Source organism: Roseateles depolymerans (assembly GCF_003387155.1).
Taxonomy (GTDB): domain Bacteria; phylum Pseudomonadota; class Gammaproteobacteria; order Burkholderiales; family Burkholderiaceae_C; genus Roseateles; species Roseateles depolymerans.
Window position 1 is genome coordinate 80,018 of sequence record NZ_QUMT01000003.1, and the last position, 26,281, is coordinate 106,298.

Genomic DNA, 26,281 nt, shown 5'->3' on the forward strand with positions numbered 1-26,281 from the left:
GGTGAGCCAGCCGCGCGTGAGCTTCAGCGGTCCGCGACTCTTCGGTCACGTCCCCAATCCTTCGACCGGCTTGGCGATTCAGAGCAGTGCTAACAATGGAGCGTCGAGGCAATGATCGGGGAAGAAGTTTTGGAAGTATGAAACGTCTTCCCCACGGTCCGCCTTATCGAACATGTCGCTGATTGGCCCCCAGTAGTAGCGCTTGGACAGCTCGTCGATCTCGCGTTGCCGGTCCTCTGGAAAAGCATCGACGTCGATTTCGCTCAACCCGTCCGCTGTGAACTGATAGACCCGCCAGAGCGTGTCGTACATGAAGTTCGGTGCGCTTGGCGAGAATGCAATGTAGTCCACGCCGCCACGGTCCCGGTATCCAGCGATCTTTGTGAATGCAACGAAGGAGGGAAAGCCTTCCATGGTCTCCGGGTCGCGCACCTCAAGTTGGTAGAGGTAGAACAAGGTTTCTGTGGCGGCGTCGTAGCGGATGACGAGCTTGTTGAGCGGGTTGTGATAGTAGTCCGTCGATGGATCTACGAAGCCGCCATGGCTCTCCTGCTGCAAACCCGGCTTCTTGCCGAGGATGCAGCGGACATCGTCGATTAACTTGTCACCCCAGTCTCGGTAGTACTCGTCGAGACGTTGCTTGCTGATCTTGACTGAGGCGTAGATGCCGACTGGTTCCATGGGTGCTCCTGGAGGTGTTGGCCAGAGTATCCGTCCGCGGCGAGTTGCGGGGGCGAGATCAATCGGAGGTCTCGTACTTGGCTTTCAGGTCCAGATAGGCCTTCTTGCAGTGCTCGAAGTATTCGCGCTCGTCGTGCTCGCGCTGCCTCGCCTCATGGCCTGACTCAGCGGGATCCGCTGTGGGGGCGTCGAGCACCTCAACGAGGATGCGGTCGCCAACGCGCAGCTCACGGTGGCTGAACCGCCCCGGCTTTCTAGGAGGCTCAACACTCTGAGAGGATTGAGCCATTAGCAAATCGAACAAGTTCTCGCCCGAGGTGCGTGAGCGCGCGGTGAGGATGATGCAGCAGCACCGAGGGGAGTACCCGTCTCTGGCGGGGGCCGTCGAGTCCATCGCACCCAAGAACGGCTTTGTACCGCAGACGCTGAACGAATGGGCAAGCGCGCTGAGGTGGAAGCTGGCGTACGTGAGGGCGTGACGACCAGCAAGGCTCAGCGCGTAAAGGACCTTGAACGCGAGGTGCGGGGGCTGCGCAAGGCCAACCAGATCTCGAAGCTGGCCAGCGCGTTTTTCGCCCAGGTGGAGCTCGACCGCCGCATCAAGTCTCGAAGGCCTTTGTCAACCAGCATCGCTGTATTGCTGTGCCGATGGTTCCACGTGCCGCGGCGCAGCGTGTACCACCGCCCCGTCAAGGCCGCGCCGACGCTGCAGGCGCGCTTCGTCGCCCCGATCAAAGCCATGATTGAGGCGAACCCGTCCGTCGGGTACAGGAGGGTGGCGCACCTGCTGGTCAATACAGGTCGGTGAAAGACCGTCTGCAATCGTCGACCTCGCAATGGCGCAGAAATTGCGATTCAGTTGGTTCAACCGCAATCTAGTCGTCGACGGCATCCTGGTCGTCCATGTATAAATCGCGTGTACACGAGAGCCTCAGCAACTGCGCCTTAGAAGGGCAAAGCCGTCGAGTTGAGGCGGACCACTACAAGCGAAAACGAGATGACCGGAAAAAGTCGGCGACCAGGGAGCGCCAAAAGAGCTAGCGATGCGGCAGACACTAGGCCTAAGTCGAAAGGCATGGCGGTCGAGGAGGCAGAGCCTCTTATGGGCCGGGGTGGCCCTGAAAAGCGAGCGGGAAGTATGAAGCGCTCGGCTAATTCCGCCGCGGCCAAAACGACCGAGCGCTCTGCGCCCGGTACTGAGCCGGCCGAGGCACGCGCTAAGAAGGTCAAACCGACGCATTCGACGGTTGGGAAGAAGGACGTCGCTCTTCCGCAGAGGCCGAAACCCCAGTACGAAGCTAGTGGCGGAGCCTATTATTTTGGCGACTCGCTCGAGTTGCTCAGTAGCGATTCGTTCGCTGCCCTAAAGGGAAAGGTTCAGCTAGTCGTCACTTCCCCTCCGTACCCACTAAACGAGAAGAAGAGCTACGGCAACTTGACGGGAGCTAAGTACCTCGCTTGGATTGAGTCACTCGCTCCCGTGCTCTCGGAACTCTTGGCGGATGACGGATCCATCGTCATCGAGCTTGGAAACAGCTGGGAGAAGGACCGACCTGTCCAAAGCTTGTTGTCTATGGAGGCGCTACTGGCGTTCACCAAGGCGAAGGGGGCAAACCTTCGCCTGATTCAGCAATTCGTTTGCTACAACCCATCACGTCTTCCATCGCCAGCGCAATGGGTAACCGTGAATCCTCTCCGTACTGTAGACAGCTTCACGCACGTATGGTGGCTTGCGAAATCGGACTATCCAAAAGCAGATAACAGTAAGGTGCTTCGGCCATATAGCCCTTCAATGAAAGCCCTGTTAAAACGGGGCTCATACAACGCCGGGCTCCGTCCATCTGAGCATCGAATTAGTACTGGAAGCTTCCTGAAAGACCGTGGCGGCTCGATTTCGCATAACTTGTTTGAACTCGAGCAAATGCAAGAGGGGCGTGAACCACGCCTACCAAACGCGTTTTCTTTATCTAATAGCGCCTCAGCAGATTTTTTCCACAGGGCATGCAAGGAAAAGGGAATTACACCCCACCCCGCGCGAATGCCGTTGGGCTTGGCCTCATTCTTTATTGAGTTTTTAACAGATGAAGGCGACTTAGTCCTCGATCCATTTGGGGGAAGTAACACAACCGGATTCGCAGCTGCAATGGCGGGGCGGCAATGGATTGCAGTTGACGCATCGAAGCAATATGTAGAACAGTCAAAGCTGAGGTTTGAAGACCCAACGCTTAAGGGAGGGAAAAAATGAGTATTACCGACAATATTACAAAGGTAGATTTTTTCAAGCGGGAAGAATTGGCAGGGAAGTGGACTTGGGCGACCGGAGCATTTGTCGGCCGCCCGTTCAAGATCTCATATTCCGACGCATCAGTGCTTGTTGCTGATTCCTGGAAGGAACGTGCCCAAGGAATTCCACAGGGCTGCTTTCTACTTGCGTATTACGACTGCGACCCCGACAAAAAACATCTGCATGAAGCGGTTTTGTTGCGAGTAATTGAGCCGGCTGCACTTCCGACTGATCCAGATGTTGTCAGTTCCATGGTTGAATATTATAAAGACACAATCAGGACCGGCTCTGATAAACAAAGTCAACTAGACCAGTATTCCCGGTATGAATTTGGCTTTAGTGGGGTTCGATGCTCAATTCTCGGATGCTTCTATCTCTCAGAGGATGGTAAGTTGCAGTTCGGCGCCGACCTTGAAAATTTCTACAGCGCTCATAACTATTCCGTTATTAAGCCAAACGACACATTACTAACCACTATTGTTAATTACAGGGATAAGGGACTACCCGGTGGGGATGGCGACATCCGAATCGGTAAAGTACGATACAGCTCAAGCAGGCGATTTCCCAAAGCAAACCCCGACGTTCCACTTTATGTGAAGGCGAAAGATTTCGCGGGGAAGCGAACCGCTCTGTTCGGAATGACCCGTACCGGCAAGTCAAATAGCATCAAGAAGGTAATCCAAGCTAATGAGGCCATGAGCGCATTAGCGAAGATGGACTTGGCATCTTCAAAGGAAAGTGCCGAGGAGGCACTCGAACCGTTCAATGGAGACGCACCAAAATACCCCATCGGTCAAATAATATTTGACATGAATGGCGAGTATGCGAATAAGAACCTTCAGGACGAAGGAACGGCAATCTTTGAAATTTACAAGAACAAAACGGACCGTTACTCAATCGTTGAGAAGCCCGGCTTTAGGGTTATGAAGGTCAATTTCTACCGTGAAGTTGAGTCGGGCCTGGAGTTGATGAAGTCTTACCCGAGCGTCGCCGAAGACAACGCGAAGTTCATGGTTAACTTCAGAACAGTCTTCTTAGAAAAGCCGGACGACTACGCGAGCAATCCTTCAGCAAAGACCAGATACGACAGGCGAGTGGCTGTCTATCATTGCATTCTCCACCGCGCAAAGTTTGCCGCTCCACCAAATTTCACCTTGCAATGGTCTGCCTCTGAAGATGTCCGTAAAGAGGTAAATTCCGCAGTGGACCCAACCAAACCGCTCAGTCTCGAGGAAGCATGCGCTTGGTGGGAGAAGTTTTGGGAGGTATATAAGGATTCTGCCTTCGGAGCTGCATATAAAAAGAAAAATGGCCGTGAATGGGTGGACGACGATTTGGTAGCACTTTTAGTTATGCTTACCCGCGCCCGAGAGTCTGGCGGTCGGGCGGATTGCAATGGATATCGCAACCTTCGAGTGGTTGCAACACAGCACACTCCGACCACCAATAGTGCATTCGAACAGGACATTCTCGATTCTTTGCGTGCCGGGCGTATTGTGATTGCTGACCTCTCAAGTGGAGATGAAGCTCTCCAGCGCATGTACTCGGAGCGCATCACCTGGAAAATCTTCCGTGATGCGATGAGGCGTTTCACGTCTGCACAGCCTAACAACTTCATCCAATTTTATTTTGAAGAGGCGCATAATCTCTTTCCCAAGAAGGAGGATAAAGATCTAAGCCAGGTATATAACCGCCTAGCCAAAGAGGGCGCGAAACTACACCTTGGCTTGGTTTATGCCACGCAAGAGGTAAGTTCTATTAGCGGCAACATTTTGAAGGCGACGCAGAATTGGTTTATCTCGCACCTGAACAATGAAGACGAGATCCGCGAGCTTCGGAAATATTACGACTTTAGCGATTTTAGCGACAGCCTTGTTCGATTCAGTCAAGATACCGATAAGGGTTTTGTTCGAATAAAGACATACTCCAATGCCTTCGTCGTTCCCGTACAGGTGGATAAATTCTCGACCACCGACAAAGTATGAGCTATTCAACCAAAGGCCCCAAACCATTTGAGAGGGCAAGCAAGTCTTCTCATCACCACGTTATTAATGACCCTGAAGTTTTACGGGCGCTAACCTCCCTGCATGTCCCGCCGCGACAAGAAGCGGGGCAGATTGGGAGCCTTACGATTCCATTTGTCCCAACACAATCTGAAATTGAGCACGTTGTGGCTATTGATGGAGGCTATACCCACGTTCCGATACGTGACGGCTACCCATCCGCAGCAATTCACTTCTTTCAGTTTGGTGCGCTCCACTTTAAAACGGAAGACCTTTTTCGCCTGGAGCGGTTCGATCATGTTTCACCTGAGGACATGCAAAGGCTAAAGAATATGTCCCGGCTCAAGCTAGCTCTTGCAACTTCAGGCGCAAGGCGTAGTGATTGCACCTCGTTGGAGGAGTCGGTCCGTCGCACGCTGTACGAATTTCTCTGCATGCAGCAGCTAGAGGAAGACAGCAGCTTGATGGACACCTTGGCGTGGTTTGTATTTCGCCGGTATCAGTCGTCCAGGTCATCTCGGCACACAAACTGGGAGTTGGGCAACAATCCATATGGCGGAGGAAAGGTAATGCTTAATGAGGGGAACATGACAAAGGAATTTACCTTCGCATGCCCCATCACCTCGAAAACAATTTTCCTTACAGACGTATTTCGACTGCATGAGTTAATTGAGGAAGACGTGGGTGCGGCAGGCGTAGCTGGTTATGTCGCAGGCATCGTTGAGCACCTGATCCTCTTGCACATCATTCGGAACCTTTTAAGAAAAGATAGGGCAGCCCTCAAGCAGGTTTTGTTCATTATGGACAGGCCAACCGGATGGTTCGGTGTCACTGCGACCGTACATACACTGATGCTTGAACTTTCGGAATGGTTATTTGATAACCATGCGTTTTATCTTGCCGGGCTCGAGAAGAGCGGGGCCTTTGTTGAACATGCCACGCTAATTCGTGAGCACATGACTGCTGGGTCCGTGCTGGTGCTCAACGACTCATACATATACAAGTTCATCTCGCCTGGGGAGGAAGATGCTAGACGCCCTTACGCTAGCTCCTCATACTATGGGCACAAAGTAATATTCAAGTCGAGACTGGGCCAAATGTACGTCGTTTCGCTGCCAGTTAAGGAGCTGCTAAAGACTCCTCAACCATCGGACATTCCCAATTTGATGGATGTTCTTACCCATATCGAGCAGCTCCACTGTGACATGTATGAGAACGCCCTCTTGCCGGTAGCTCTTGCCAACAAGCTAGTGAGCTTGTCGGCACATCCAAGTTCGCAAATCCTTAAGGCCTTCGCGAAATCGTCAGTCGCGTGATGTGTTACTCGGATTTTGCATGTGGCGGATCATGATGCGGATGCCATGAGCTGGGTTTCTGTCACCTTCTTGACCAGTCAGAAGGCGGAGCTTACAGCTGCACCTTCCTCAGCAAGGCATTCTTAGGCAACTTCATCAGCAGACTGGTCGGGCTGTTTAACCTTAAACTTCAATAGTCTTGCGGATAGCTGCGCTTTATCAGCCGTTTTTACCTCCAATGTGGCGGAGACAATTTGACCATCAGCCATGCACCGAAAGAGTTGCCGCACCTTAGCGTCCGTGACTTGAGGTCTTCTGAAGGTCGCAGTCACAGCCATTGCAGCCGTTTCAAGCTTAATACGATAAGCACCCTGCGCCTTATCGATTCCCAGAACCTTGAAATCCTTTGTAATTTCTTCGACGCCGACTACTCTTCTCTTGCGGCGCTCAGACAGGATTTCAAGATCGTCTCCAGAAAGGTCAATCCCTGCGACGGTCATCCGATCGGCATTTGCGGATGCCGAAGCAAACTTCCAGAATGCATGACGCGCATCAGGTAGTGCTTGATGGATTTGCGGGTGGGTCTTCGCTACCTTCTTCAGAGACTGTTCATACAAATCAAATTGTTCTTTCTCTCTACTAGACAAGCCGAGGTTGAGCAGGCGAGCTCGCTCGTCTACATCGAGCTGCTTAGCTCGATGCTCGTAGTGCTTTAGGATTACAGGTCGAGCAACGAACGCCAGTCCCAAAATAAGTCCCACAGCGAGCGATGCTGCGGGGTGTGTCGAAATCGTTGAAGATAACGCTTGCACGAGGGGTGAGAGGTCCGTTTCCAGCAAGGAGGAGCCTTGCTTCACCTGTGTATTGAAATCAAGCTGCTCTTCTTCGTCTTGATGCAGTCGCCTCATATCGTAAGCACCATGCGAAATCATCGCATAGGTTCGGCCAATCGTCTTTTTGAAATCGACTAAGGCAGCCATTTGGCTAGAATTGAGTGACGAATGGTATTCATCACCCTCAACTGCGATTTGAAGCTTCGGCCAGCCTTCGAATTCCACCTCGGGCATTTGGTCTGTTTCTACCCAGTTTTTGAGCAGACGCCATGCCCTTTCCTCAGAATTGACCACGAAACTCTTGGCCATCTGGCACCCTTTCGACGAGTTCGAATTAGCAGATTACCAAAAGGATAAGGCTGTGGCCCGGTCGCAAATGGCCAGGGCAGTATAGGGCGACTGAACTCCATCAATCGTTAGCGCCAACCCGCAGACGAACCAACGCTAAGGCGTGATTGGCATGTAGCGAAAAGCGGACGATTCCCTACGTGCACGGCAAACGTGCTCCGCAGCGGTTCTCGATTGAGCACAGTCGACTTGGGATACAGAAAGCGTCTGAGTGGCTGTGGATCCAGCCCTAATCCAATGAATCAGAAGAATTGGTGGTGTCGGCGCTGAGGATTGTCGTACTTCCATTTCAGCGGTTTGGGGTTCTTGTTGTACTGGCGGATGTAGCGCATGAGCTTCTTGTCGAGGTCCTTGACGGAGGTGAAGGTGCCCCGGCTGATCACATCGCGTTGGATACGGGAGAACCAGTTCTCGACCTGGTTGAGCCACGAAGAGTAGGTGAGCGTGTAGTGGATCCGGACGTTGCTGTGCTGGACCAGGAAGGCTTGAACCAGCTCAGTCTCGTTGCTGCTGACGTTATCGCAGATGACATGGACTTCACGACCTTCGGGCTGGCTGGCGAGCACATCGCCCAGGAAGCTGACGAACTGCTCGCTGGTAGGGCGTCGGGCGGTCATCCCTAGCTCCTGGCCCGTGGCAGCGTTCAGCGCAACAAAAAGGCTGAGCGTGCCGTTGCGCTTGTATTCGGAGCTATGACTCTCGGCACGACCGGGGGCCAAGGGGCGCATGCGGTCTTTGCGGTCAAGCGCCTGGATGGCTATTTTCTCGTCCACGCAGAAGACAGGCGCGTGCGCCGGCGGATTCAAGTACAGCCCGATCACGTCGGCGGCCTTGGTCTCGAAGTCAGGGGCGTTGGAGACGAGGTGCCGCTCTAGCCGATGCGGCTGCAGGCCGTGCTTGCGCCAGATGCGTTGCACGGCGGAGAAGGAGAAATCGCCCAGCTCGGCCGCCAGCTTGCGACTGCTCCAGTGCGTGGAGCCATCCTTGGGCTTGTGCTTCAAGGTCTTGTTCAGGACCCGGGCCTCAATTTGGGCCACTGGACGAGCCGGAGCACGGCCAGGATGCAGCGAAACGAGTCCCGCCAAGCCCCCAAGCTCGAAGGCCTTGGTCCAGCGAGTCAAAAAACCGTCGTTGCAACCCAGCTTGTTCCGGATGTCCACACGACGCGCTCCATCGGCCCAAAGTAGTACACAACGCGCGCGACGTGCCAGAGCTGCACTGCCACTACGCTTGCGGATCACAGCTTTCAGTTCGCTGCGCTCGTCTGTCCTCCTGTGCATACCCTCCGACATGAGCATACACAGTCGATTTCAATGCTTCAGTGGACTAGACGTTGGGCATTGCCGGTGAATGACTGCCACCGCCATTCAAACTTACTGGTAGGCCGTACAGGACTTGAACCTGTGACCAAAGGATTATGAGTCCTCTGCTCTAACCAACTGAGCTAACGGCCCCCTGAACACTGGATCAGCGGAAGCCCGCGATTCTACTCAAGGCAAGACCCGTCCCGGGCCTGCGCGGTGTGGGGCGAGAGGTCTCCGTCAACCGCCGGTCAGCAAGCCCCTCAGCCAAGCACCCCCACGCTACCCACCCCCACCCTGCTTCTGCGACAACGCATTACTCACCATCCTCGACGTAATGTCCACGATCTGAATCATCCGGTCATACGCCATCCGCGTCGGCCCGATCACCCCCAGCGTGCCCACCACCTCGCCATCCACCTCATACGGCGCCGACACCACCGACAGTTCCTCATACGGAACCACCTGGCTCTCCCCGCCGATGTAGATGCGCACCCCTTCCGCCCGGCTCGACACATCCAGCAGCCGCATCAGCTGCGTCTTCTGCTCAAACAGGTCGAACATCCGCCGCAGGCTGCCCATGTCGTGGCTGAAATCCTGCACCGTCAGCAGATTCCGCTCGCCGGAGATGATCACCGGCTCATGCTGCTGGAAGCTCTGCGTGCCCACGTCCACCGCCGCGCTCATCAAGGAAGCGATCTCCCCGCGCAGCGCATCCACTTCCGTGCGCAGACGGTCCCGCACCATGTCCAGGCTCATCCCGGAATAGTGGGCATTGAGCCGGTTGCTGGCCTCGGTCAGCTCCGACTGGTTCAGGTCCTGCGCGGTGAACACCAGCCGGTTCTGCACATCCCCTTCCGGGGACACCATGATCACCAGCACCCGCCGCTCCCCCAGCCGGAGGAACTCGATGTGGTGGAACACGCTGCTCTTGCGCGGCGCCGTGATCACCCCCACGAAGCTGGACAGGCTCGACAGCAGCTGCGCCGCATTGGCAATCACCCGCTGCGGCTGGTCCGGCAGCAGCTGGGACTCCAGCGACGGCACTTCCGCCGCCGTGTTGGCCTTGGCCGTCAGCAGCGTGTCCACGAACAGCCGGTAGCCCCGGGCCGTCGGGATGCGTCCGGCACTAGTGTGCGGGCTGGCGATCAGCCCCAGTTCTTCCAGGTCGGCCATCACGTTGCGGATGGTCGCCGGGCTCAGTTCCAGGCCCGAGGCCTTGGAAAGCGTGCGCGAGCCCACCGGCTGTCCGTCCGCGATGTAGCGTTCAACCAGGGTCTTCAGCAGTGTTTTGGCGCGCTCGTCGAGCATGTTTTGATTGTATTGAATCCCCAGACCTTCCCCCGGTGGGGCCCGTGGTGCTGTGGTGTAATTCTGCGAATATGTCCAAGCGCTTCCGTCATGTGGCCATCGTCGGCAAGCCTCAGGCTCGCGGCATCCGTCCGCTCCTGGAGGAGATTGCCGATTTTGTGGCCGGCCAGGGATTGGATGTTTCCCTGGATCAGGAAACAGCCGACACCACCGGCATCTCCACCTTCCCCGCCCTCTCCCACGCGGAAATGGGCCAGCAGTGCGACCTGGCCGTGGTGGTCGGTGGCGACGGCACCATGCTGGGCTTTGCCCGCGAGGTCGCCCGCTACGGCATGCCGCTGGTCGGCATCAACCAGGGCCGGCTGGGGTTCATCACCGACATCTCCGCCGAACAGTACAAGGAATCGCTGGCCCCCATCTTCGCCGGCGACTATGAAAGCGAACACCGCTCCATGCTGGAAGGCGCAGTCCTGCGGGACGGGGAACAGATCTTCTCCGGCGTGGCGCTGAACGACGTGGTGGTCAGCCGCGGCGCCACCGCCTCCATGGTGGAGCTGCGGGTGGACGTGGGCGACGAGTTCGTGGCGAACATGCGGGCCGACGGCGTGATCGTGGGCACGCCCACCGGCTCCACCGCCTACGCGCTGTCCGCGGGCGGGCCCATCCTGCATCCTGGCATCGCCGGCTGGGTGGTGCTGCCCATCGCGTCCCATGCCCTGTCCAACCGGCCCATCGTGCTGCCGGATGCAGGCGAGGTGCGCCTGACCATCGTGGCCGGGCGGGACGCCAGCGTCAATTTCGACATGCAGAGCCTGGCCAGTCTGCTGCATGGGGACTGCATCACTGTGCGGCGCTCCCAGCACCGGGCCCAGTTCCTGCATCCGCGCGGATGGAGTTATTACGCGACCTTGCGGCGCAAGCTGCGCTGGTATGAGGGCGGCAGCTGATCCGGGGCAGTGACCGGGCCGTATCAAGCCAGCGCAACCGCTGCACGCCGCCCGGACACTGAGTCTTGTCGCCGACACCGCCCCTCCCCCGTACCGTCAAAGTACGAAGAGACCCGATTTGAGCCATTGAAGGACTCACCGACATGCTTCGCCGCCTGAGCCTGCGAGATTTCGTGATCGTGCCGGAACTGGAACTGGACTTCGCCGCCGGCTTTTCGGCGCTGACGGGGGAAACCGGTGCCGGCAAGTCCATCCTGATCGATGCCCTGCAACTGGCGCTGGGCAGTCGCGGGGATGCGGCCGTGGTGCGCGAAGGCGCGGCCAAGGCCGAGATCACCGCGGAGTTCGACCGCCCCGAAGCGGTGCTGAGCTGGCTGGAAGAAGGCGGCTTTGCCACCGACGACGAACATGCCAGCCTGCTGCTGCGCCGCGTGATCGACGCGCAGGGCAAGAGCCGGGCATGGATCAACGGCAGCGCCGCCACCGTCGCGCAGTTGCGGGAACTGGCTGAGCACCTGCTGGACATCCACGGCCAACACGCCTGGCAAGGCCTGACACGGCCGGCCAGCGTGCGTCAGTTGCTGGACGAGTTCGGGCAGATTGATGCCCGCCCGGTGGCTGCCGCTTACGCCCAGTGGCGCCAGGCCAGCGAAGCGCTGAGCACGGCCCAGGCCCGCCAGGCCGACCTGGCCCGCGAGCATGAACGCCTGAGCTGGCAGATCGGCGAGGTGGACCGTCTGGCCCCCACGGCCGACGAGTGGGAAGACCTCAATGCCGAGCATCAGCGGCTCTCCCATGCCCAGTCGCTGATGGACGCCGCCCGTGGTGCGCTGGACCGGTTGAGCGAAGCGGAGATCAACGCCCAGGCGCTGACCGAAGACGCCCTCTCCAGCCTGCAGGACGTGCTGACCTACGACGCTGGCCTGCAGGACACCGTCAATGCGTTGATCGGCGCCCAAGCCCAATTGCAGGACGCGGCGCACAGCCTGAGCAGTTATCTGAACGGCGCCGAGCTGGACCCGGACCGTCTGCAGCAACTGGACGAGCGCGTGTCCGCCTGGGTGACCCTGGCGCGTCGCTACCGTCGCCCGCCGGTAGAGCTGCCGGCACTGCTGGAAGAGTGGAAGGCCGAACTGGCGCAGCTCGACGCCGCCACCGACCTGGAAGGCCTGCAGGCCAAGCAGGCGCAGGCGCTCAAGGCCTATCAGAAGGAAGCGAAGCTGATCAGCACCGCTCGCGCCAAGGCGGCGCCGGCGCTGTCCAAGGCGGTGTCGCAGGCCATGCAGCAGTTGGGCATGGCGGGCGGGCGGTTTGAGGTGTCGCTTCAGCCGCAGGAGGAGCCGCAAGCCTTCGGTCTGGAATCCGCTGAATTCCTGGTGGCCGGTCACGCCGGCAGCACGCCGCGTCCGCTGGGCAAGGTGGCGTCGGGCGGGGAACTCTCCCGCATCGCGCTGGCCATTGCCGTCACCACCAGCCAGCAGAACAGCGGCGCGGGCACGCTGATCTTTGACGAAATCGATTCGGGCGTGGGCGGTGCCGTCGCTGAAACCGTGGGCCGCTTGATGAAGCAGTTGGGCCAGCGGGTACAGGTGCTGGCGGTGACCCATCTGCCGCAAGTGGCCGCCTGTGCCGACCATCACTTCCTGGTGGCCAAGGCCGCCAAGGGCGGCAAGACCAGTTCCGATGTCCAGCCCATCCAGGGTGAGGCCCGCACCGCAGAGATCGCCCGGATGCTGGGCGGTGAGCGCTTGTCCTCCACCAGCCTGGCCCATGCCCAGGAAATGCTGGCGCATTCCGCACGCGCCACGCCGCTGTCCGCCAACAGCGCTGACGGCGCGGACGCTGGAGGCGCAGGCAGCTCCGACACGTCCGGTGCAGGCGGGTCCACGGGCTCTGCCGGTTCAGCGGGGTCAGCGAGTTCAGCGGGTTCTTCCGGCAAGACACGAAAGGTCAAACCATGACGTCCCCGCCCGACAACACCGTCGCCGGCCAGGCCGCCCACATGACCGAACTGGTGCTGGTCACCGGCATGTCCGGCGGCGGCAAGTCCATCGCCATGCATGCGCTCGAAGACGCGGGCTTCTTCTGCGTCGACAACCTGCCGCCGGAGTTGCTGCCGCATTTCCTGAAGCTGGAACAGGAAAGCGGCTCGCGTCGCCGGGTGGCGATTGCGGTGGACGTCCGCAGCGCGGGCTCGCTGCCCCAGTTGCTGCTGCACATCAAGGAGATGCGTCTGCAAGGCGTGGCCCTGCGCAGCATCTTCCTGGACGCCGATTACGACACGCTGCTGCGTCGTTTCTCCGAGACCCGTCGCCCGCATCCGCTTCGCGCCGGTGTGGACGACAGCGACACCCATCGCGCCCTGCAGGAAGCCATCGCGCTGGAGCGCGAGCTGCTGACGCCGCTGCGCATGGAGTCCACCGTGATCGACAGCAGCCAGTTGCGTCCGGCGCAGTTGCGCGCCTGGGTGCGGGACCTGGTGCGGGTGAGCGGATCGTCGCTGACGCTGGTGTTCCAGTCCTTCGCCTTCAAGCACGGCGTGCCCAGCGATGCCGACTTCGTGTTTGACGTGCGGGTGCTGCCCAACCCCTATTACGACCGGGAACTCCGGCCTCTGACGGGGCGGGACCAGCCGGTGGCGGACTATCTGGAGCAACAGCCCGAAGTGCGGCTGATGCTCAGCCAGATCGGCGCGTTCATTGCGCAGTGGCTGCCCAGCTTCGGGTCAGACCAGCGCAGCTACCTGACGGTGGCCATTGGCTGCACCGGCGGGCAGCATCGGTCGGTGTATTTGGTGGAGACGCTGGCCAAGCAGTTTGCCTATCACGGGCAGGTGCTCAAGCGGCATCGGGAGCTGGACGCTCGCTAAGGCCGAGGCCGGATCTGGCCTGGTCTGGCTTGACAAGGCGAGGCCAGGCGACGCACCTGCAAGGACCCTGTCGGTGGCCCTGCAACCGCCGGGCCCGGTCAAGCCGTCCGGCTGCCCTGCTCCGCCTCTTCCTGGTTGGTCAGCAAGATGGCCAGGACCACCGAGGCAATCGGCATCGTCAGGACCATCAGCACCGTCCACCCCAGCACATTGCGTCCGGCCCGCTTGGCCGCGATGGCCATGTAGACCCAATGCGCGATCAGCCCGATCGACATGCCCAGCCCGCACAGCACGCCGCGGCCGGCGGGGATGTCCGCACCGTCTTCCGTCCCCGACACCAGCAGCCACAGGCAGCCGCCGAAGATCAGAAAGGCGACCAGCGCCGATTCGAGGGCGCTTTTGACGGGAGATTTGGCGGCTGAAGACATGGTGAGCAGGAAAAGGAGCTGCAAGGGCGGAGGATATCCCAGCCAGCCCCTTCCGAAACTCGGGTCAATCCAGCAACTTCTTCAGCGGCGCTGGCAGGGCGTATTGGCTCAGCTGTTCCCGGGCGACCCATTGGCCGGCCGGGAGTGCTGGGGCGCCACTGGCGTCTTGCGCGGTCGCCCCCAGCACCGCGCGGCGCGGATGCAGCACCCAGTCGAAATGCGTCAGCGCATGCTGCACGCGCGGCAGCGTTTCCAGCTCGGCCACGCCCAGCGCCTGGCGATGGGCGTCCAGGGCGTCTTCGCTGTCGTACATCGGCAAAGTCCACAGCCCGCCCCACAGGCCTTCGCTGGGGCGCTGCTGCAGCCAGATCCGCCCTTCATGCTCCAGCCACAGCCACCAGTTCTCGCGCTGGCCGCGCTTGAGCTTGCGGGTCTTGATCGGGTAGAGCGTCGGGTCCCCCTGCGCGCGCCCGTGGCACAGGCCGGAGACCGGGCACAGCAGGCACTGCGGCTGGCGCGGCGAGCAGTGGCTGGCGCCCAGGTCCATCAGGCCCTGCGTGTAGGCGGGCATGTCGGCTTCAGAGGCCGGGAGCAGCGCCTCGGCCTGGCGCCAGAGGCGCTTTTCTTGGGAGAGCTGCGCCAGGTCACCGTCGAAGGCCAGCAGGCGACCCAGCACGCGCTTGACGTTGCCGTCCAGGATGGCCACCCGTTCACCGAAGCAGAAGGACGAGATGGCAGATGCAGTGGAGCGGCCAATGCCCGGCAGTTCCGCCAGCTCCACCGCCGTGCGCGGGAAGGCGCCGCCGTGGCGCTCCATCACTGTTTGAGCGCACTTGTGCAGGTTGCGGGCGCGGCTGTAGTAGCCCAGGCCCGCCCAGGCGGCCATGACCTCGTCCTGCGGCGCGGCGGCCAGAGCGGCGACATCGGGGAAGCGCTCCAGGAAGCGCTTGTAGTAGCCCAGCACCGTCGTCACCTGCGTCTGCTGCAGCATGATCTCGGAGAGCCACACGCGGTAGGGGTCGCGCGTGTTTTGCCACGGCAGGTCGTGTCGGCCGTCCTTGCGCTGCCAGGCCAGCAGCAGCGGCGCAAAGTCGCCGCTCAGGGCCTGCACACGGGTTTGGAGTTCTTCGTCGGTCATCAGGGGGCGGAGTATCGCGCGTGGGGCGTCGGCGCATGGCAGCAGGACCTGCTCGCCATCCGGGGCCTCGCAGCCTTTGCAGCCATCAGCGCTTCTGGCAGTTTGGGCAGAAGAACGTCGATCGCTGCCCCTGCACGATGCGCCGGATCGGCGTGCCGCACACGCGGCACGGTTCCTTCTCTCGGCCGTACACCCGCGCCTGCATCTGGAAACTGCCCGCCACCCCGTGCGCATCCTTGAAGTCCCGCAGCGTGCTGCCGCCAGCCTCCAGCGCTTCGCCCAGCACCTGGGTCAGCGCCTGCGCCAGCTTCTGCGCCCGGGGCCGGCTGATCTTGCCCGCGGGCAGTCGCGGATCGATGCCCGCCATGAACAGCGCCTCGCACGCATAGATGTTGCCCGCCCCCACCACCACGTCGCCGGCCAGGATGGCCTGCTTGATGGCCACCCGCCGACCCTTGAAGCCGCGGTGCAGGTGCGCGCCGTCGAAGGCTTCGTCGAACGGCTCCAGGCCCATGCCGGCCAGCAGCTTGGCGGCCGGCGCCACATCCAGTCCCTCGGACCACACGACCGCACCAAATCGGCGCGGGTCGGTCAGGCGCAGCACCCCGCGGTCGGTGATCAGCTCGAAATGGTCGTGGGGGCCGGAGACCGGTGGTTGTTCCCGAAAGGCCAGCGACCCGGACATGCCCAGGTGCAGCAACAGCCCACCGCCTGGCGGCAGCGGCTGGGCGGGGTCCTGGAGATCGATGGCGTCCCCGTCGGTGCGCAGCGGCAGCCACAGGTATTTGCCCCGCCGCAGCACGGCCCCCACCCGTCGGCCCACCAGCCGCCCGGCCTCCACGCCCAGCGGCCAACGCAGGGGCTTGCCCATGCGCACGTCCAGCACACGAGACCCTTCAATGGCGGAGGCAAAGCTCAGACGTGTAACTTCAACTTCTGGCAACTCAGGCATGGCTCAATGATAGAGGGGCTGTTCTTGAGTCGCTTCGTCGGGGCGTAGAGCCCTTTTGTGCGGGGGACTCATCGGTCCCTAGAATGGTCCGGAGTCTTGTTTGCCTCCCTTGCGTCAGTTCAGGAGTTTTTTCATGCCCGCCTTTGTGCGTCGTCATTCCTGGTGGATTCCCGCCGTCCTTGCCCTGAGCTGCGCTGCGAACGCCCAGACCGCCCAGACCGTCCAGCCGGCCCAGTCATCCAAACGTCCTGCGACGCAGGCGACCAAGCCCGCTCGCGCCGCGACGCCGGCGGCGACGGGCGCTTCGGCGCCGTCGTCCACCCCTGCGGCCGCGCCGGCAGGCGGGGGCAAGAACGCTGCGCCGGCCGCTCCCGCGGCGCCTGCATCGCCTGCGGCACCGACGGCTCCCGCAGCACCGGCTGCGCCTGCATCGGCCGCGTCCGCGCCGGAGCCAGTCCAGAACTCCGATCTGGACGCACCGCTGTTCTATCAGTTGCTGATCGGTGAGATGGAGCTGCAAAACGAGCAGCCCGGTGTCGCCTACCAGGTGCTGTTGGACGCCGCCCGTCGCTCCGAAGACGAGGCCCTGTTCCGGCGCGTCGTCGCCATTGCGCTGCAAGCCCGTGCCGGCGACCAGGCCGTCGTGGCCGCCCGCGCCTGGCGCGACACGCTGCCGACCTCGCAGGAAGCGCACCGCACGCTGATCCAGCTGCTGGCCCTGCTCAACCGCCCCGCCGAGGTGGCTGCACCGCTGCGGGCGCTGCTCGCCCTGAATGTGCCGGACGCCCGTGCTGGGCTGCTGGCCGGTATTCCTCAATTGTTTGCGCGCACGCCGGAACCGAAGAAGGTGCTGGATGGACTGGAGCCGCTGCTGCAGGAGACCGCCGCGCGGCCGGAAACCCGCTTTGTGTCGCTGATGGTGCTGGCGCGTCTGGCCCAGTTGGCGGGCAATTCAGAAGCGGCCCTGGTGAATGTGCGAACGGCGCAGCGGGATTTCCCGGACCGGGAAGAGCCGCTGCTGCTGGCCGTAGAGCTGCTGCCGCAGCGCCCCGAAGCGGAGTCACTGATCACGGCCGAACTCCAGGCCCATCCCGACCGCCAGGCACTGCGCCAGGCCTACGCACGCGCCCTCGCCCGTGCGCAGCGACCGGCCGATGCCGCGCGGGAGTTCCGCCTGCTCACGGAGCAATCGCCAGAGAACCTGACCTCCTGGCTGGCCCTGGGCTCGCTGGAGCTGGACCTTCAACATCCCGATGCCGCCGAGACCGCCATCCAGCGCTACATGCGCCTGCTGGACGAGCAACCCGCCCAGCGTGAACGCCTGGAGCTGAGCGACCGTGAAGCCCGTCAGCAAGGTCAGCTGCTGTTGGCCCAGGCCGCCGAGATGCGGGGCGATCTGAAGTCCGCGGAAAAGCGCCTGGGCCAGATCGATGCCGCGCCGGGCAACCTGGACATCGCGTATCGGCGGGCCTCGCTGCTGGCGCGTCAGGGCAAGCTGGAGCAGGGGCGCAAGCTGCTGCAATCGCTGCCCGGCGACGATGTGAAGGACCGTCGCGCCAAGCTGCTGGCCGAGTCCCAGCTGCTGCGCGAAAACCGCCAGTGGCAGACGGCCTACGACCTGCTCGGCGAAGGCGTCACCGCCTATGGCGACGACACCGATCTGCTCTACGAGCAATCGATGATGGCCGAGAAGCTGGGCAAGATGAAGGAGATGGAAGCGCTGCTGCAAAAGGTCATCCAGATCAAGCCGCAGCACTACCACGCCTACAACGCGCTGGGGTATGCGCTGGCGGATCGCAATGAACGGCTGGAAGAGGCGCGGGACCTGATCTCCAAGGCCCTGAGCTTCGCGCCGGGCGAGCCCTTCATCATGGACAGCATGGGCTGGGTGGAGTTCCGCCTTGGCCGCATGGGCGAAGCAGAGCGGCTGCTGCGCCAGGCCTATGGCTCGCGGCCGGATCCCGAGATCGCCGCCCACCTGGGCGAAGTGCTGTGGGCGGCCGGTCAGCAGGACGAAGCGCGACGCATCTTCGCCGATGCGATGAAGCGCGATCCGGACAATGAGTCGGTCAAGAGCACGCTGCAGCGGCTGAAGGTGCGCCCCTGATGCAGCGTCGCATGTGGGTGGCGGCAGTGGCCGCTGCGGTGATGGGCCTGGGCCTGAGCGCTTGCACCAGCGTGCCAAAGGTGAGTGAGCAGGAAGCCTCCGCGCTGGCGCAGGCGCCTCGCCTGACCGGACGATTCGGCCTGGTGGTGCCCGCCGGTGCAGGGGGGCAGCCACGGGGACAGAACGTCACCGCCAATTTCGAGCTGCTGGGCGACCCGGCGCGCGGTCGGCTGGAAATGAGCACGCCGATGGGCAGCCTGCTGGCGCGAGTGTCGTGGCAACCCGGCAGGGCGCAGCTGCGCACACCGGACGAGGAACGCAGTTACGACACGCTGGATGCGCTCACCCAGGAGCTGCTGGGCGAAGCACTGCCGGTGCAGGCGCTGTTCGACTGGCTCAAGGGCCAGCCGTGGCCGGGCACGGAGCATCGCCGCACGGGAGACCAGGGCTTCGAGCAATTGGGCTGGCAGGTGGACTTGCGCCGCTTCTCCAGCGGGTTGATCGTTGCGCAGCGGATGAACCCCGGTGGGGCGGAACCGTTGGCGACCTTGCGGTTGAAGCTGGACGAGGCGCAGTAGCGCTGCGACCTTGTGGCCCTGTAACGAAGGGCCAAAGTAGCTCAGTGGCGGGGGAGCGCTGTCGCGCCTTGGCGGACAATACCGCGTCCCTCCCCTCCAACCCCGACCCCAATCCGCTCCGTGCTCGCCCTCTACGACGTCCCCGCACCGGCCAAGCTCAACCTGTTCCTCCATGTGGTGGGCAAGCGGCCGGATGGCTATCACCTGCTGCAGTCTCTCTTCGTTTTGATCGACTGGGCGGACACGCTGCATTTCGAGCGCCGTGCGGATGGCGCCTTGCATCGTCACGACCAGGGCGACGCCCTGCCCCCGGACGACCTGTGCCTGCGCGCCGCGCGTGCACTACAGGCGGCCAGCGGTGTGTCCTTCGGCGTGGACATCCATATCGAGAAGCGCCTGCCCGCCGGGGCCGGCATGGGCGGCGGCTCGTCCGATGCGGCCAGCACGCTGCTGGCGCTGAACCGCCTGTGGGGACTGAACTGGCCGCGGTCGCGTCTGCTGCCGATTGCGCTCCAGCTGGGTGCGGACGTGCCCTTCTTCGTGGGCGGTCGCAATGCCTTCGTCGAGGGCATTGGTGAGATTCTTCACGCCGTGAAGGTGCCGGTGACGCCCCTGGCGGTGATCAAGCCGCAGGTGAGTATCGGCACGAAAGAAATTTTTTCGAGCCCCCTGTTGCGGAGGTCGAAAAGTGTGGCTATAGTAGCGGGCTTTCCTGCAGTGAACGGCGGGCACGAAGTTAGTCAGATTCATCAGACTAGCCTTGTGAATACCGGTCACGCTGGAGCTGAGAATCCAGGCAACGTGCTCAAGAGTATTCCTTCGGGTCCTTCGGGAATTACCCAAAGCGATACTGACTTGCATGAAGCAACGCTTGAGAAACTCACTGAACTGGCAGTTTCAGGGTGGGGCAGAAATGATCTGCAGCCTCCTGCTGAATCTGCAAGCCAGGAAGTTTCGGAAGCATTGCACTGGTTGCAAACTCGCTACGGCAATAGTCGAATGACGGGTTCAGGCAGCGCAGTATTTGCTATACTCTCGGCTTCGCAGCAGAATGCTGATGACTCAAATGCCAGCTTAGGAAGTAATTCCAAGGCGACATCGGAAGCAAAAGCAAATGGTTCACTAAATATTAGTCTTCCATTTGATTTACCTCCGAAATGGGCTGGTAGAATGTGTCGCAGTCTTGAAGCTCACCCATTACTGGGCTGGGCGGCAGACTGAAGGTTAAAGGGTGTTGTGCCACGCACAATGTCCTGTGTAGGGGAGTCGCCAAGTTGGTTAAGGCATCGGATTTTGATTCCGACATGCGAGGGTTCGAGTCCTTCCTCCCCTGCCAAATTTCTTAGTTTCAATCCGGGACCCGCTGGGTTGGCCACCGGGCCACAAATTTTTTGGATGGCCCGCTGTGCTGCTCAATACCGTCCTCTTCACGGGTAACGCTAACCCGTCCCTCTCCAAAGAAATCGCCACCCATCTGGGCCTCGAGCTCGGCAAGGCTGTGGTCGGCCGTTTCTCCGACGGTGAGGTGACTGTCGAGATCCAGCAAAACGTCCGCGCCCGCGACGTCTTTGTGATCCAGCCCACCTGCGCGCCGACCAACGAAAACCTGATGGAACTGCTCATCATGGTGGATGCGTTGAAGCGCGCCAGCGCCCGTCGCATTACCGCGGTGATTCCCTACTTCGGCTACGCCCGCCAGGACCGCCGTCCTCGCAGCACCCGCGTGCCCATCTCGGCCAAGGTCGTGGCCAACCTGCTGGAAACCGTCGGCGTCGAGCGCGTGCTCACGATGGACCTGCACGCCGACCAGATCCAGGGCTTCTTCGACATCCCGGTGGACAACATCTACGCATCGCCGGTGCTGCTGTCCGACCTGAAGGCCCGCAACTACGAAAACCTGGTGGTGGTCAGCCCCGACGTGGGCGGTGTGGTCCGCGCCCGTGCGCTGGCCAAGCAGCTGGGCTGCGATCTGGCCATCATCGACAAGCGCCGTCCGGCCGCCAACGTCTCTGAAGTGATGCACGTCATCGGCGACATCGACGGCCGCAACTGCGTGATCATGGACGACATGATCGACACCGCCGGCACGCTGGTGAAGGCCGCGGAAGTCCTGAAGGACCGCGGCGCCAAGCGCGTCTTCGCCTATTGCACCCACCCCATCCTGTCCGGCCCGGCCATCGAGCGCATCTCGAGCTCGCAGCTGGACGAAGTGGTCATCAGCAACACCATTCCCCTGTCGGAGGCCGCCAAGGCCTGCGGCAAGATCCGTCAGTTGTCCGTTGCATTCCTGTTCGCCGAAACCATCCGCCGTATTTCGGACGGTGAGTCGGTGACCTCGCTGTTCTCCGAGCAGAACAACAACTTCTGACATGCAGAGTTCTGGTGAAGGCCCGTCGGGTCTTCATCAAGCAGAAGGCGCCTGGTCGCGGGGCCTTCACCCGGACAGCCATGGGGGTTGTCCGTCACATTGGAGTTGAATATGAAATTCGTCGCTTTTGAGCGCAAGCTGCAGGGGACCGGAGCGAGCCGCCGCCTGCGTCACGCTGGCAAGGTGCCTGGCATCGTTTACGGTGCTGGTGAACCCGTCTCGATCGAGCTGGACCACAACGCCCTGTTCCACGCCCTGAAGAAGGAAGCTTTCCACAGCTCCCTGCTGGACATGGAACTGGCCGGCGCCACCACCAAGGTGCTGCTGCGTGACTACCAGATGCACCCGTACAAGCCGCAAGTGCTGCACGTGGACTTCCAGCGCGTGGACGCCACCACCAAGATCACCAAGAAGGTGCCGCTGCACTTCGTGGGTGAAGCCGAATCGCCGGCCGTCAAGACCGACAAGGGCACCGTCAATCACGTGATCACCGAACTGGAGATCACCTGCCTGGCCCAGCAGCTGCCCGAGTTCATTGAAGTGGACCTGAGCGGCCTGACCATGGGTCACTCTGTGCACGTGAACGACCTGAAGCTGGCCCCGCACATCAAGATCGTGACCCACGGCAAGCCGAACCCCGTGATCGCCACCCCGGTGCCTGCCGTTGTGGAAGAGATCGTGGTGGCCGCTGCTCCGGCACCGGAAGCCAAGGGCAAGAAGAAGAAGTAATCTTCTTGTCGGTTCCCCCCAAGGGACGCCCTCTTCAAAGGGCAGCGAAGGCCCCGCTCAGCGGGGCCTTTTTCATGGGCGCTCCACTCGATAATCCCCTCATGATTCGACTCCTTGTTGGCCTGGGCAATCCCGGCACCGAATACGAAGACACCCGCCACAACGCGGGTTTCTGGTGGATCGACACGCTGGCACGCGGCCTTGGCGCCACGCTGCAGGCGGACCGCAACTACCACGGGCTGGTGGCGCGGGTGAACAACGCGCCGGGCGCGTCCGGGCCCATCTGGCTGCTGCAGCCGATGACCTACATGAATCTGTCGGGCAAGTCGGTGGCGGCGCTGGCGCGTTTCTTCAAGATCGCGCCGGAGGAAATCCTGGCCATTCATGACGAGCTGGACATTGCACCGGGCGAGATGAAGTTCAAGCAGGGTGGCGGCAATGGCGGCCACAACGGGCTCAAGGACATGCAGGCCCAGCTCGGCTCCCCCAACTTCTGGCGCCTGCGGCTGGGCATCGGGCATCCGGGGCACAAGGCGGAGGTGGCCAACTATGTGCTGCGCAAGCCGCCGCTGGCCGAGCGCCAGTTGATCGAGGACTGCATCGCCAAGTCGATGGACGCCGTGCCGCTGATGCTGCAGGGGGACCTGGCCAAGGCGCTGACCAAGATCCACGCCAAACCGCCGCGGCCCAAGCCGCCGCGTCAGGAGCCTGGCGCGGGTAAGGATGCTGGGAAGGACAAGGAAAAGGACAAGGGCACGGCTGCGCGCACGGATGCGGGCGCGGTCCCACTGGGTCAAGCCTCGACCGCAACGGCGAACAAAGATGCCGGCACCGCTCGCACCACCGGCACCGGCACCGGCACCGGCACCGACACTGGCACTGGCACTGGCACTGGCACTGGCACTGGCACCGGCACCGGCTCCGGCGCAGGCGACGGCGGCCACGCAGCCGGCGTCGCGGCCACACCTGGCACCGCTGGCAACGCCACCGGCACGCCAACCCCCGGCACCTCGTCGAAAGAGAATTAGCCATGAAGCCTGCCGCCGTCCTGCTCGCAATCTTATTGCTCGCAACATCCCCGCACGGGATGGCAGGACCGGCAGACGGGGCGGCTTCGCCCGCGAATGGGCGCTCCCAGTACTACCGCTGCGGCCCCAAGGGCCAGGACTTGCGGGACAGCCCCTGCCCACCCGGCATGGCCAGCAGTGCGGTGGATCTTCCGGAAGATCGCGTCACGCCCGACCAGCAGCGAGCCGCCCGGCAGCGCACTCAACAGGAGGCGCGCGACCTTGAAGCTCGGCAACGATCCCGCGAAGCCGGTGCCGCGCAGCGGGGCGCCTCGCCGGCAGCCGCCGGCATCAATGGCCTGACCACACTCGCCCCCGCCGCCGAAGCTGCCGCCCGGCATGCCAAGGACAAGGCCAAACCCAAGCCCAAGCAGCCGGCTCCGCCTAAGGCACCCAAAGCACCCAAAGCACCCAAAGAGCCGAAGGCCCCGAAGGAACCGAAGGAACCGAAAGCGCCGAAGGCCCCCAAAGAGGCGAAGGAAGCCAAGGAGCCGAAGCCACCCAAAGAAGCGAAGGAGCCAAAGGCACCGAAGGCACCGAAGGCACCTAAAGCACCTAAAGCACCCAAGGAGCCCAAGGAACCCAAGCCTCCCAAGCCACCCAAAGCTCAGAAGGACGGCAACACCTCCCCCTCCTCCAAACCGCGCAAGAAACCGCGCACCAAGGACGAAGCCGACCCCACCGCCTCGCCCTCCTGACGCGCCCCCCGCCCGTTAGAATCCGCCCCGTTGGTGCTCGTGCAGGCATTGCGCCTGTGCAGTTAAACGGGAATCAGGAAGCCGGCGGTCCTTCGGGCCGACAGCCAACCTGAGCTGTCCCCGCAACGGTAAGTGGCCGCCGGCCGACTGATCACGCTTGCATGCCCTCCCCCGCTTCGCGCTTCCCGCGTCCAGCGCGAGGCACGCACCGTGAACCCGTCGTCCGGCCGTGTCTGTCCTCATGTCCACTGGTGCCCTGCACTGGGAAGGACGCAGACATCGCGCCACCAGCCCGGATACCGGCCAACAGGAGGCCCACCGCCGCAAGGCGTGGGTCGTGTCACGGACGCCTGCGGGGAAGCTGGCGGCCGTATTGCCTGTTGATTGCTTCCATGTCCCGCTGCTTCCTGAGCGTCCGGCCCCGGGCCCGTGCGCTGCCTGCCTTCACCTCTTCGACCGCTCTGTCTGCGCTGTTCTCCCTGCGGTCTCTCAGCGCCCTGACCCTCGCTGCGGTCGCCCCCGCGGCCCTGCTGGCCGCCGAGGCCCAGACCGCCCCGCCCCGCAAACTGGACGACATCACCGTCACCGGCTCACGCAGCCCCATGCGCCTGGCCGACGTGCTGGGCGACCTCACCCTCATCTCCCGCGACGACATTGAACGCCAAGGCTACGGCAGCCTGCCCGATCTGCTGCGCAACGTCGCCGGTCTGGAGATGTCCCGCAACGGCAGCGCCGGTGCCAACACCAGCCTCTACCTGCGCGGCGCCGAGACCCGGCACACCGTCGTGCTGATCGACGGGGTCCGCATCGACTCCCAGTCCAGCGGCGGTGCCGACTGGCAAACCCTGCCCCTGTCCCAGATCGACCGCGTGGAAGTGCTCAAGGGCCCGGCCAGCGCCCTGTATGGCTCCGACGCCATCGGCGGCGTGGTGCAGATCTTCACCCGCCGCGGCAACGGCCGCACCCAGGTGGAATTGGGCCTGGGCGGCGGCAACCTGGGCGCCAGCCGGGCCGATGCCAGCATCACCGGCGGCAGCCGACGTTTCGACTATGCCGCGTCGCTGGCCATGGACCGCGGCACCGGCTTCAACAGCTACGTGCGTACGGGCACCAGCAGCTCCAATCCGGACAAGGACGGCTGGCGCAACTACAGCGGCAGCCTGCGCCTGGGCAGTTGGCTGAATGATGCCCATCGCATCGAAGCCGTGGCTTTCAAGAGCCGCACCAACAGCGGCTACGACGCCAGCCGCACCGCGGACGACCGCAACATCACCACCACCGAATCGGGCCGGCTGGCCTGGACCGGTGTCTGGTCGCCAGCGCTCTCCACCGACCTCAGCCTGTCTGAATCCCGCTCGGAACTGGAGACCGGCCCCACCTCGGTCTACCTGACCCGCACCCGGTTGCGCACTGCCACCTTGCAGGCGTTCTACCGGGTCGATGAACACCAGCAGATCAACGCGCTGCTGGAGCGGCGTGAAGACCAGCTGGACAACAGCGCCCTGGTCACCAACGGCAAGGACACCCGCTACGACAACGCCCTGGGCTTGAGCTACCTGCTCAAGGCCGGTGCGGCCAGCCTGCAGCTGCATGGCCGCCATGACGACGACCAGCAGTTCGGCGGCGTCAACACCGGCATCGCGGCGGCGGGTTATCAGCTGGGCGGTGGGTGGCGGGCGACCGCATCGGTGGGCAATGCCTTCCGCGCACCCACGCTGTATCAGCGCGGCAGCATCTATGGCCCCAACCTGGCACTGCCAGGTGTGGAGGCCCTGCGGCCGGAGCGGGCTCACAACGCCGAGCTGGGACTGAATTGGACGGGTGCCGGCCACGAATTCGCCATCACCACCTATCGCAACGAAGTGCGGGACCTGATCGCCTTTGGGGCCGCCGGCACCTGCCCGTCTTCCACCGGTTGCTACGGCAACATCGCCCAGGCCACGCTGCGGGGCACCAGCCTGAAAGCCGGCACGCAGCTGGGCCGGGTGCACCTGAGCGGTCATCTGGATCTCAGTGATCCCACCGACAACAGCACGGGCAACACCCTCGCACGTCGGGCCCGCCGCTTCGGGAGCCTGCGCGCTGACACCGACCTGGCCGCCTGGACCCTGGGCGCCACGCTGCAGGGCTCCGGCGAACGATGGAACGATGCGGCCAACAAGACGCGCCTGGGCGGCTACGGCCTGGTGAACCTCGATGCCACCTGGCGTTTCACGTCGGACTGGCGCGTGCAGTTCAACCTGGACAATGCCTTCAACCGCAGCTACCAGACGGCCACCTACTATGCGCAGGCGCCGCGCACCTGGATGGTGACGCTGCGCTACTCGCCGTCGTTCTGACCAGC

General features: G+C 62.2%; 20 protein-coding genes, 2 tRNA genes, 3 pseudogenes and 1 riboswitch. Of the genes and pseudogenes, 16 read left to right on the top strand and 9 right to left on the bottom strand.

What is annotated here, in order from left to right; genetic code table 11:
• Nucleotides 1–78: 78 nt before the first annotated feature.
• A complete protein-coding gene (locus tag DES44_RS14145) occupies nucleotides 79–681 on the bottom strand; it encodes a hypothetical protein (protein ID WP_058934037.1) in 603 nt (200 codons plus the stop codon).
• 58 nt (nucleotides 682–739) lie between these two features.
• Nucleotides 740–970, bottom strand: coding sequence for a hypothetical protein (locus tag DES44_RS14150; protein WP_147307094.1), 231 nt, complete (start codon nucleotides 968–970; stop codon nucleotides 740–742).
• On the opposite strand from DES44_RS14150, the pseudogene DES44_RS14155 reads away from it, so the two are divergent.
• The 4 genes and pseudogenes from DES44_RS14155 to DES44_RS14170 all read left to right on the top strand — a co-directional run.
• Nucleotides 969–1,314 (top strand): annotated as a pseudogene (locus DES44_RS14155) (transposase); the annotation flags it as partial. The gene DES44_RS14150 and the pseudogene DES44_RS14155 sit on opposite strands and share 2 nt — an antisense overlap.
• A gap of 505 nt (nucleotides 1,315–1,819) precedes the next feature.
• Nucleotides 1,820–2,926, top strand: a complete 1,107-nt coding sequence (locus DES44_RS14160; protein ID WP_083525369.1) for a DNA-methyltransferase — start codon at nucleotides 1,820–1,822, stop codon at nucleotides 2,924–2,926.
• Nucleotides 2,923–4,950, top strand: coding sequence for an ATP-binding protein (locus DES44_RS14165; protein WP_058934035.1), 2,028 nt, complete (start codon nucleotides 2,923–2,925; stop codon nucleotides 4,948–4,950). The genes DES44_RS14160 and DES44_RS14165 overlap by 4 nt, the downstream gene beginning before the upstream one ends.
• Nucleotides 4,947–6,284: a hypothetical protein gene (locus DES44_RS14170; RefSeq protein ID WP_058934034.1), complete on the top strand. Its 1,338-nt coding sequence runs from the start codon at nucleotides 4,947–4,949 to the stop codon at nucleotides 6,282–6,284. Before DES44_RS14165 ends, DES44_RS14170 begins: the two co-directional genes overlap by 4 nt.
• 122 nt (nucleotides 6,285–6,406) lie before the next feature.
• Here DES44_RS14170 and DES44_RS24715 read toward each other — a convergent pair whose 3' ends face one another.
• From DES44_RS24715 to hrcA, 4 genes are all read right to left on the bottom strand, one after another.
• On the bottom strand, nucleotides 6,407–7,405 hold the full coding sequence (locus DES44_RS24715; protein ID WP_147307095.1) for a hypothetical protein: 999 nt from the start codon (nucleotides 7,403–7,405) through the stop codon (nucleotides 6,407–6,409).
• Nucleotides 7,406–7,686: 281 nt separating this feature from the next.
• Nucleotides 7,687–8,724, bottom strand: coding sequence for an IS630 family transposase (locus tag DES44_RS14175; protein ID WP_058937225.1), 1,038 nt, complete (start codon nucleotides 8,722–8,724; stop codon nucleotides 7,687–7,689).
• A gap of 97 nt (nucleotides 8,725–8,821) precedes the next feature.
• A tRNA-Ile gene (locus tag DES44_RS14180) sits at nucleotides 8,822–8,898 on the bottom strand.
• 129 nt (nucleotides 8,899–9,027) lie between these two features.
• Complete coding sequence (hrcA, locus tag DES44_RS14185; RefSeq protein ID WP_058934033.1) at nucleotides 9,028–10,056, bottom strand: heat-inducible transcriptional repressor HrcA; 1,029 nt, start codon at nucleotides 10,054–10,056, stop codon at nucleotides 9,028–9,030.
• A 71-nt stretch (nucleotides 10,057–10,127) separates the two neighbouring features.
• Here hrcA and DES44_RS14190 point away from each other — a divergent pair, with 71 nt between their 5' ends.
• The 3 genes from DES44_RS14190 to rapZ all read left to right on the top strand — a co-directional run bounded on the left by DES44_RS14190 (nucleotide 10,128) and on the right by rapZ (nucleotide 13,872).
• Complete coding sequence (locus tag DES44_RS14190) at nucleotides 10,128–11,003, top strand: NAD kinase (RefSeq protein WP_058934032.1); 876 nt, start codon at nucleotides 10,128–10,130, stop codon at nucleotides 11,001–11,003.
• 143 nt (nucleotides 11,004–11,146) lie between these two features.
• Entirely contained in the window at nucleotides 11,147–12,964 is a 1,818-nt protein-coding gene (recN, locus tag DES44_RS14195) for a DNA repair protein RecN (protein WP_083525368.1), read from the top strand.
• Nucleotides 12,961–13,872: an RNase adapter RapZ gene (rapZ, locus tag DES44_RS14200; protein ID WP_083525367.1), complete on the top strand. Its 912-nt coding sequence runs from the start codon at nucleotides 12,961–12,963 to the stop codon at nucleotides 13,870–13,872. The genes recN and rapZ overlap by 4 nt, the downstream gene beginning before the upstream one ends.
• A 98-nt stretch (nucleotides 13,873–13,970) precedes the next feature.
• Here the strand turns inward: rapZ and DES44_RS14205 are convergent, their stop codons facing one another.
• From DES44_RS14205 to mutM, 3 genes are all read right to left on the bottom strand, one after another.
• Complete coding sequence (locus DES44_RS14205; protein WP_058934031.1) at nucleotides 13,971–14,324, bottom strand: hypothetical protein; 354 nt, start codon at nucleotides 14,322–14,324, stop codon at nucleotides 13,971–13,973.
• A 40-nt stretch (nucleotides 14,325–14,364) separates the two neighbouring features.
• Entirely contained in the window at nucleotides 14,365–15,438 is a 1,074-nt protein-coding gene (gene mutY, locus DES44_RS14210) for an A/G-specific adenine glycosylase (RefSeq protein WP_058934030.1), read from the bottom strand.
• A gap of 85 nt (nucleotides 15,439–15,523) precedes the next feature.
• Nucleotides 15,524–16,390, bottom strand: coding sequence for a bifunctional DNA-formamidopyrimidine glycosylase/DNA-(apurinic or apyrimidinic site) lyase (gene mutM, locus DES44_RS14215; RefSeq protein WP_058934029.1), 867 nt, complete (start codon nucleotides 16,388–16,390; stop codon nucleotides 15,524–15,526).
• Nucleotides 16,391–16,523: 133 nt separating this feature from the next.
• On the opposite strand from mutM, the gene DES44_RS14220 reads away from it, so the two are divergent.
• The 9 genes and pseudogenes from DES44_RS14220 (at nucleotide 16,524) to DES44_RS14265 (ending at nucleotide 26,276) form a co-directional block, all read left to right on the top strand.
• Complete coding sequence (locus DES44_RS14220; protein ID WP_083525366.1) at nucleotides 16,524–18,497, top strand: tetratricopeptide repeat protein; 1,974 nt, start codon at nucleotides 16,524–16,526, stop codon at nucleotides 18,495–18,497.
• The gene (locus tag DES44_RS14225) at nucleotides 18,497–19,075 is read left to right on the top strand and encodes an outer membrane lipoprotein LolB (protein ID WP_058934028.1); all 579 of its coding nucleotides are present in this window, start codon (nucleotides 18,497–18,499) and stop codon (nucleotides 19,073–19,075) included. Before DES44_RS14220 ends, DES44_RS14225 begins: the two co-directional genes overlap by 1 nt.
• 120 nt (nucleotides 19,076–19,195) lie before the next feature.
• Nucleotides 19,196–20,155, top strand: a pseudogene (gene ispE / locus DES44_RS26130) (4-(cytidine 5'-diphospho)-2-C-methyl-D-erythritol kinase); the annotation flags it as partial.
• A 179-nt stretch (nucleotides 20,156–20,334) separates the two neighbouring features.
• Nucleotides 20,335–20,411: transfer RNA gene (locus DES44_RS14235), tRNA-Gln, on the top strand.
• Nucleotides 20,412–20,480: 69 nt separating this feature from the next.
• Entirely contained in the window at nucleotides 20,481–21,443 is a 963-nt protein-coding gene (locus DES44_RS14240; RefSeq protein WP_058934026.1) for a ribose-phosphate pyrophosphokinase, read from the top strand.
• Between the two features lie 111 nt (nucleotides 21,444–21,554).
• Nucleotides 21,555–22,172 carry a 50S ribosomal protein L25/general stress protein Ctc gene (locus DES44_RS14245; protein WP_058934025.1) on the top strand — a complete coding sequence of 206 codons (618 nt, stop codon included), beginning with the start codon at nucleotides 21,555–21,557 and terminating at the stop codon, nucleotides 22,170–22,172.
• A 101-nt stretch (nucleotides 22,173–22,273) separates the two neighbouring features.
• Nucleotides 22,274–22,888 (top strand): annotated as a pseudogene (pth, locus tag DES44_RS25625) (aminoacyl-tRNA hydrolase); the annotation flags it as partial.
• A 314-nt stretch (nucleotides 22,889–23,202) separates the two neighbouring features.
• Nucleotides 23,203–23,937, top strand: coding sequence for a hypothetical protein (locus DES44_RS14260; RefSeq protein ID WP_147307096.1), 735 nt, complete (start codon nucleotides 23,203–23,205; stop codon nucleotides 23,935–23,937).
• 14 nt (nucleotides 23,938–23,951) lie between these two features.
• Nucleotides 23,952–24,259: riboswitch (cobalamin riboswitch) on the top strand.
• A gap of 70 nt (nucleotides 24,260–24,329) precedes the next feature.
• On the top strand, nucleotides 24,330–26,276 hold the full coding sequence (locus tag DES44_RS14265; RefSeq protein ID WP_058934023.1) for a TonB-dependent receptor plug domain-containing protein: 1,947 nt from the start codon (nucleotides 24,330–24,332) through the stop codon (nucleotides 26,274–26,276).
• The last annotated feature ends 5 nt before the right edge of the window (nucleotides 26,277–26,281 follow it).

Bases quoted from the DNA above. Each gene is read 5' to 3' on its own strand.
- DES44_RS14170 (WP_058934034.1), top strand. From the start codon at position 4,947: ATGAGCTATTCAACCAAAGGCCCCAAACCATTTGAGAGGGCAAGCAAG.
- DES44_RS14225 (WP_058934028.1), top strand. From the start codon at position 18,497: ATGCAGCGTCGCATGTGGGTGGCGGCAGTGGCCGCTGCGGTGATGGGC.
- DES44_RS14245 (WP_058934025.1), top strand. From the start codon at position 21,555: ATGAAATTCGTCGCTTTTGAGCGCAAGCTGCAGGGGACCGGAGCGAGC.
- DES44_RS14260 (WP_147307096.1), top strand. From the start codon at position 23,203: ATGAAGCCTGCCGCCGTCCTGCTCGCAATCTTATTGCTCGCAACATCC.
- DES44_RS14160 (WP_083525369.1), top strand. From the start codon at position 1,820: ATGAAGCGCTCGGCTAATTCCGCCGCGGCCAAAACGACCGAGCGCTCT.
- DES44_RS14150 (WP_147307094.1), bottom strand. From the start codon at position 970: ATGGCTCAATCCTCTCAGAGTGTTGAGCCTCCTAGAAAGCCGGGGCGG.
- DES44_RS24715 (WP_147307095.1), bottom strand. From the start codon at position 7,405: ATGGCCAAGAGTTTCGTGGTCAATTCTGAGGAAAGGGCATGGCGTCTG.
- rapZ (WP_083525367.1), top strand. From the start codon at position 12,961: ATGACGTCCCCGCCCGACAACACCGTCGCCGGCCAGGCCGCCCACATG.
- DES44_RS14220 (WP_083525366.1), top strand. From the start codon at position 16,524: ATGCCCGCCTTTGTGCGTCGTCATTCCTGGTGGATTCCCGCCGTCCTT.
- DES44_RS14190 (WP_058934032.1), top strand. From the start codon at position 10,128: ATGTCCAAGCGCTTCCGTCATGTGGCCATCGTCGGCAAGCCTCAGGCT.
- DES44_RS14145 (WP_058934037.1), bottom strand. From the start codon at position 681: ATGGAACCAGTCGGCATCTACGCCTCAGTCAAGATCAGCAAGCAACGT.
- recN (WP_083525368.1), top strand. From the start codon at position 11,147: ATGCTTCGCCGCCTGAGCCTGCGAGATTTCGTGATCGTGCCGGAACTG.
- mutY (WP_058934030.1), bottom strand. From the start codon at position 15,438: ATGACCGACGAAGAACTCCAAACCCGTGTGCAGGCCCTGAGCGGCGAC.
- DES44_RS14165 (WP_058934035.1), top strand. From the start codon at position 2,923: ATGAGTATTACCGACAATATTACAAAGGTAGATTTTTTCAAGCGGGAA.
- hrcA (WP_058934033.1), bottom strand. From the start codon at position 10,056: ATGCTCGACGAGCGCGCCAAAACACTGCTGAAGACCCTGGTTGAACGC.
- DES44_RS14265 (WP_058934023.1), top strand. From the start codon at position 24,330: ATGTCCCGCTGCTTCCTGAGCGTCCGGCCCCGGGCCCGTGCGCTGCCT.
- mutM (WP_058934029.1), bottom strand. From the start codon at position 16,390: ATGCCTGAGTTGCCAGAAGTTGAAGTTACACGTCTGAGCTTTGCCTCC.
- DES44_RS14175 (WP_058937225.1), bottom strand. From the start codon at position 8,724: ATGCACAGGAGGACAGACGAGCGCAGCGAACTGAAAGCTGTGATCCGC.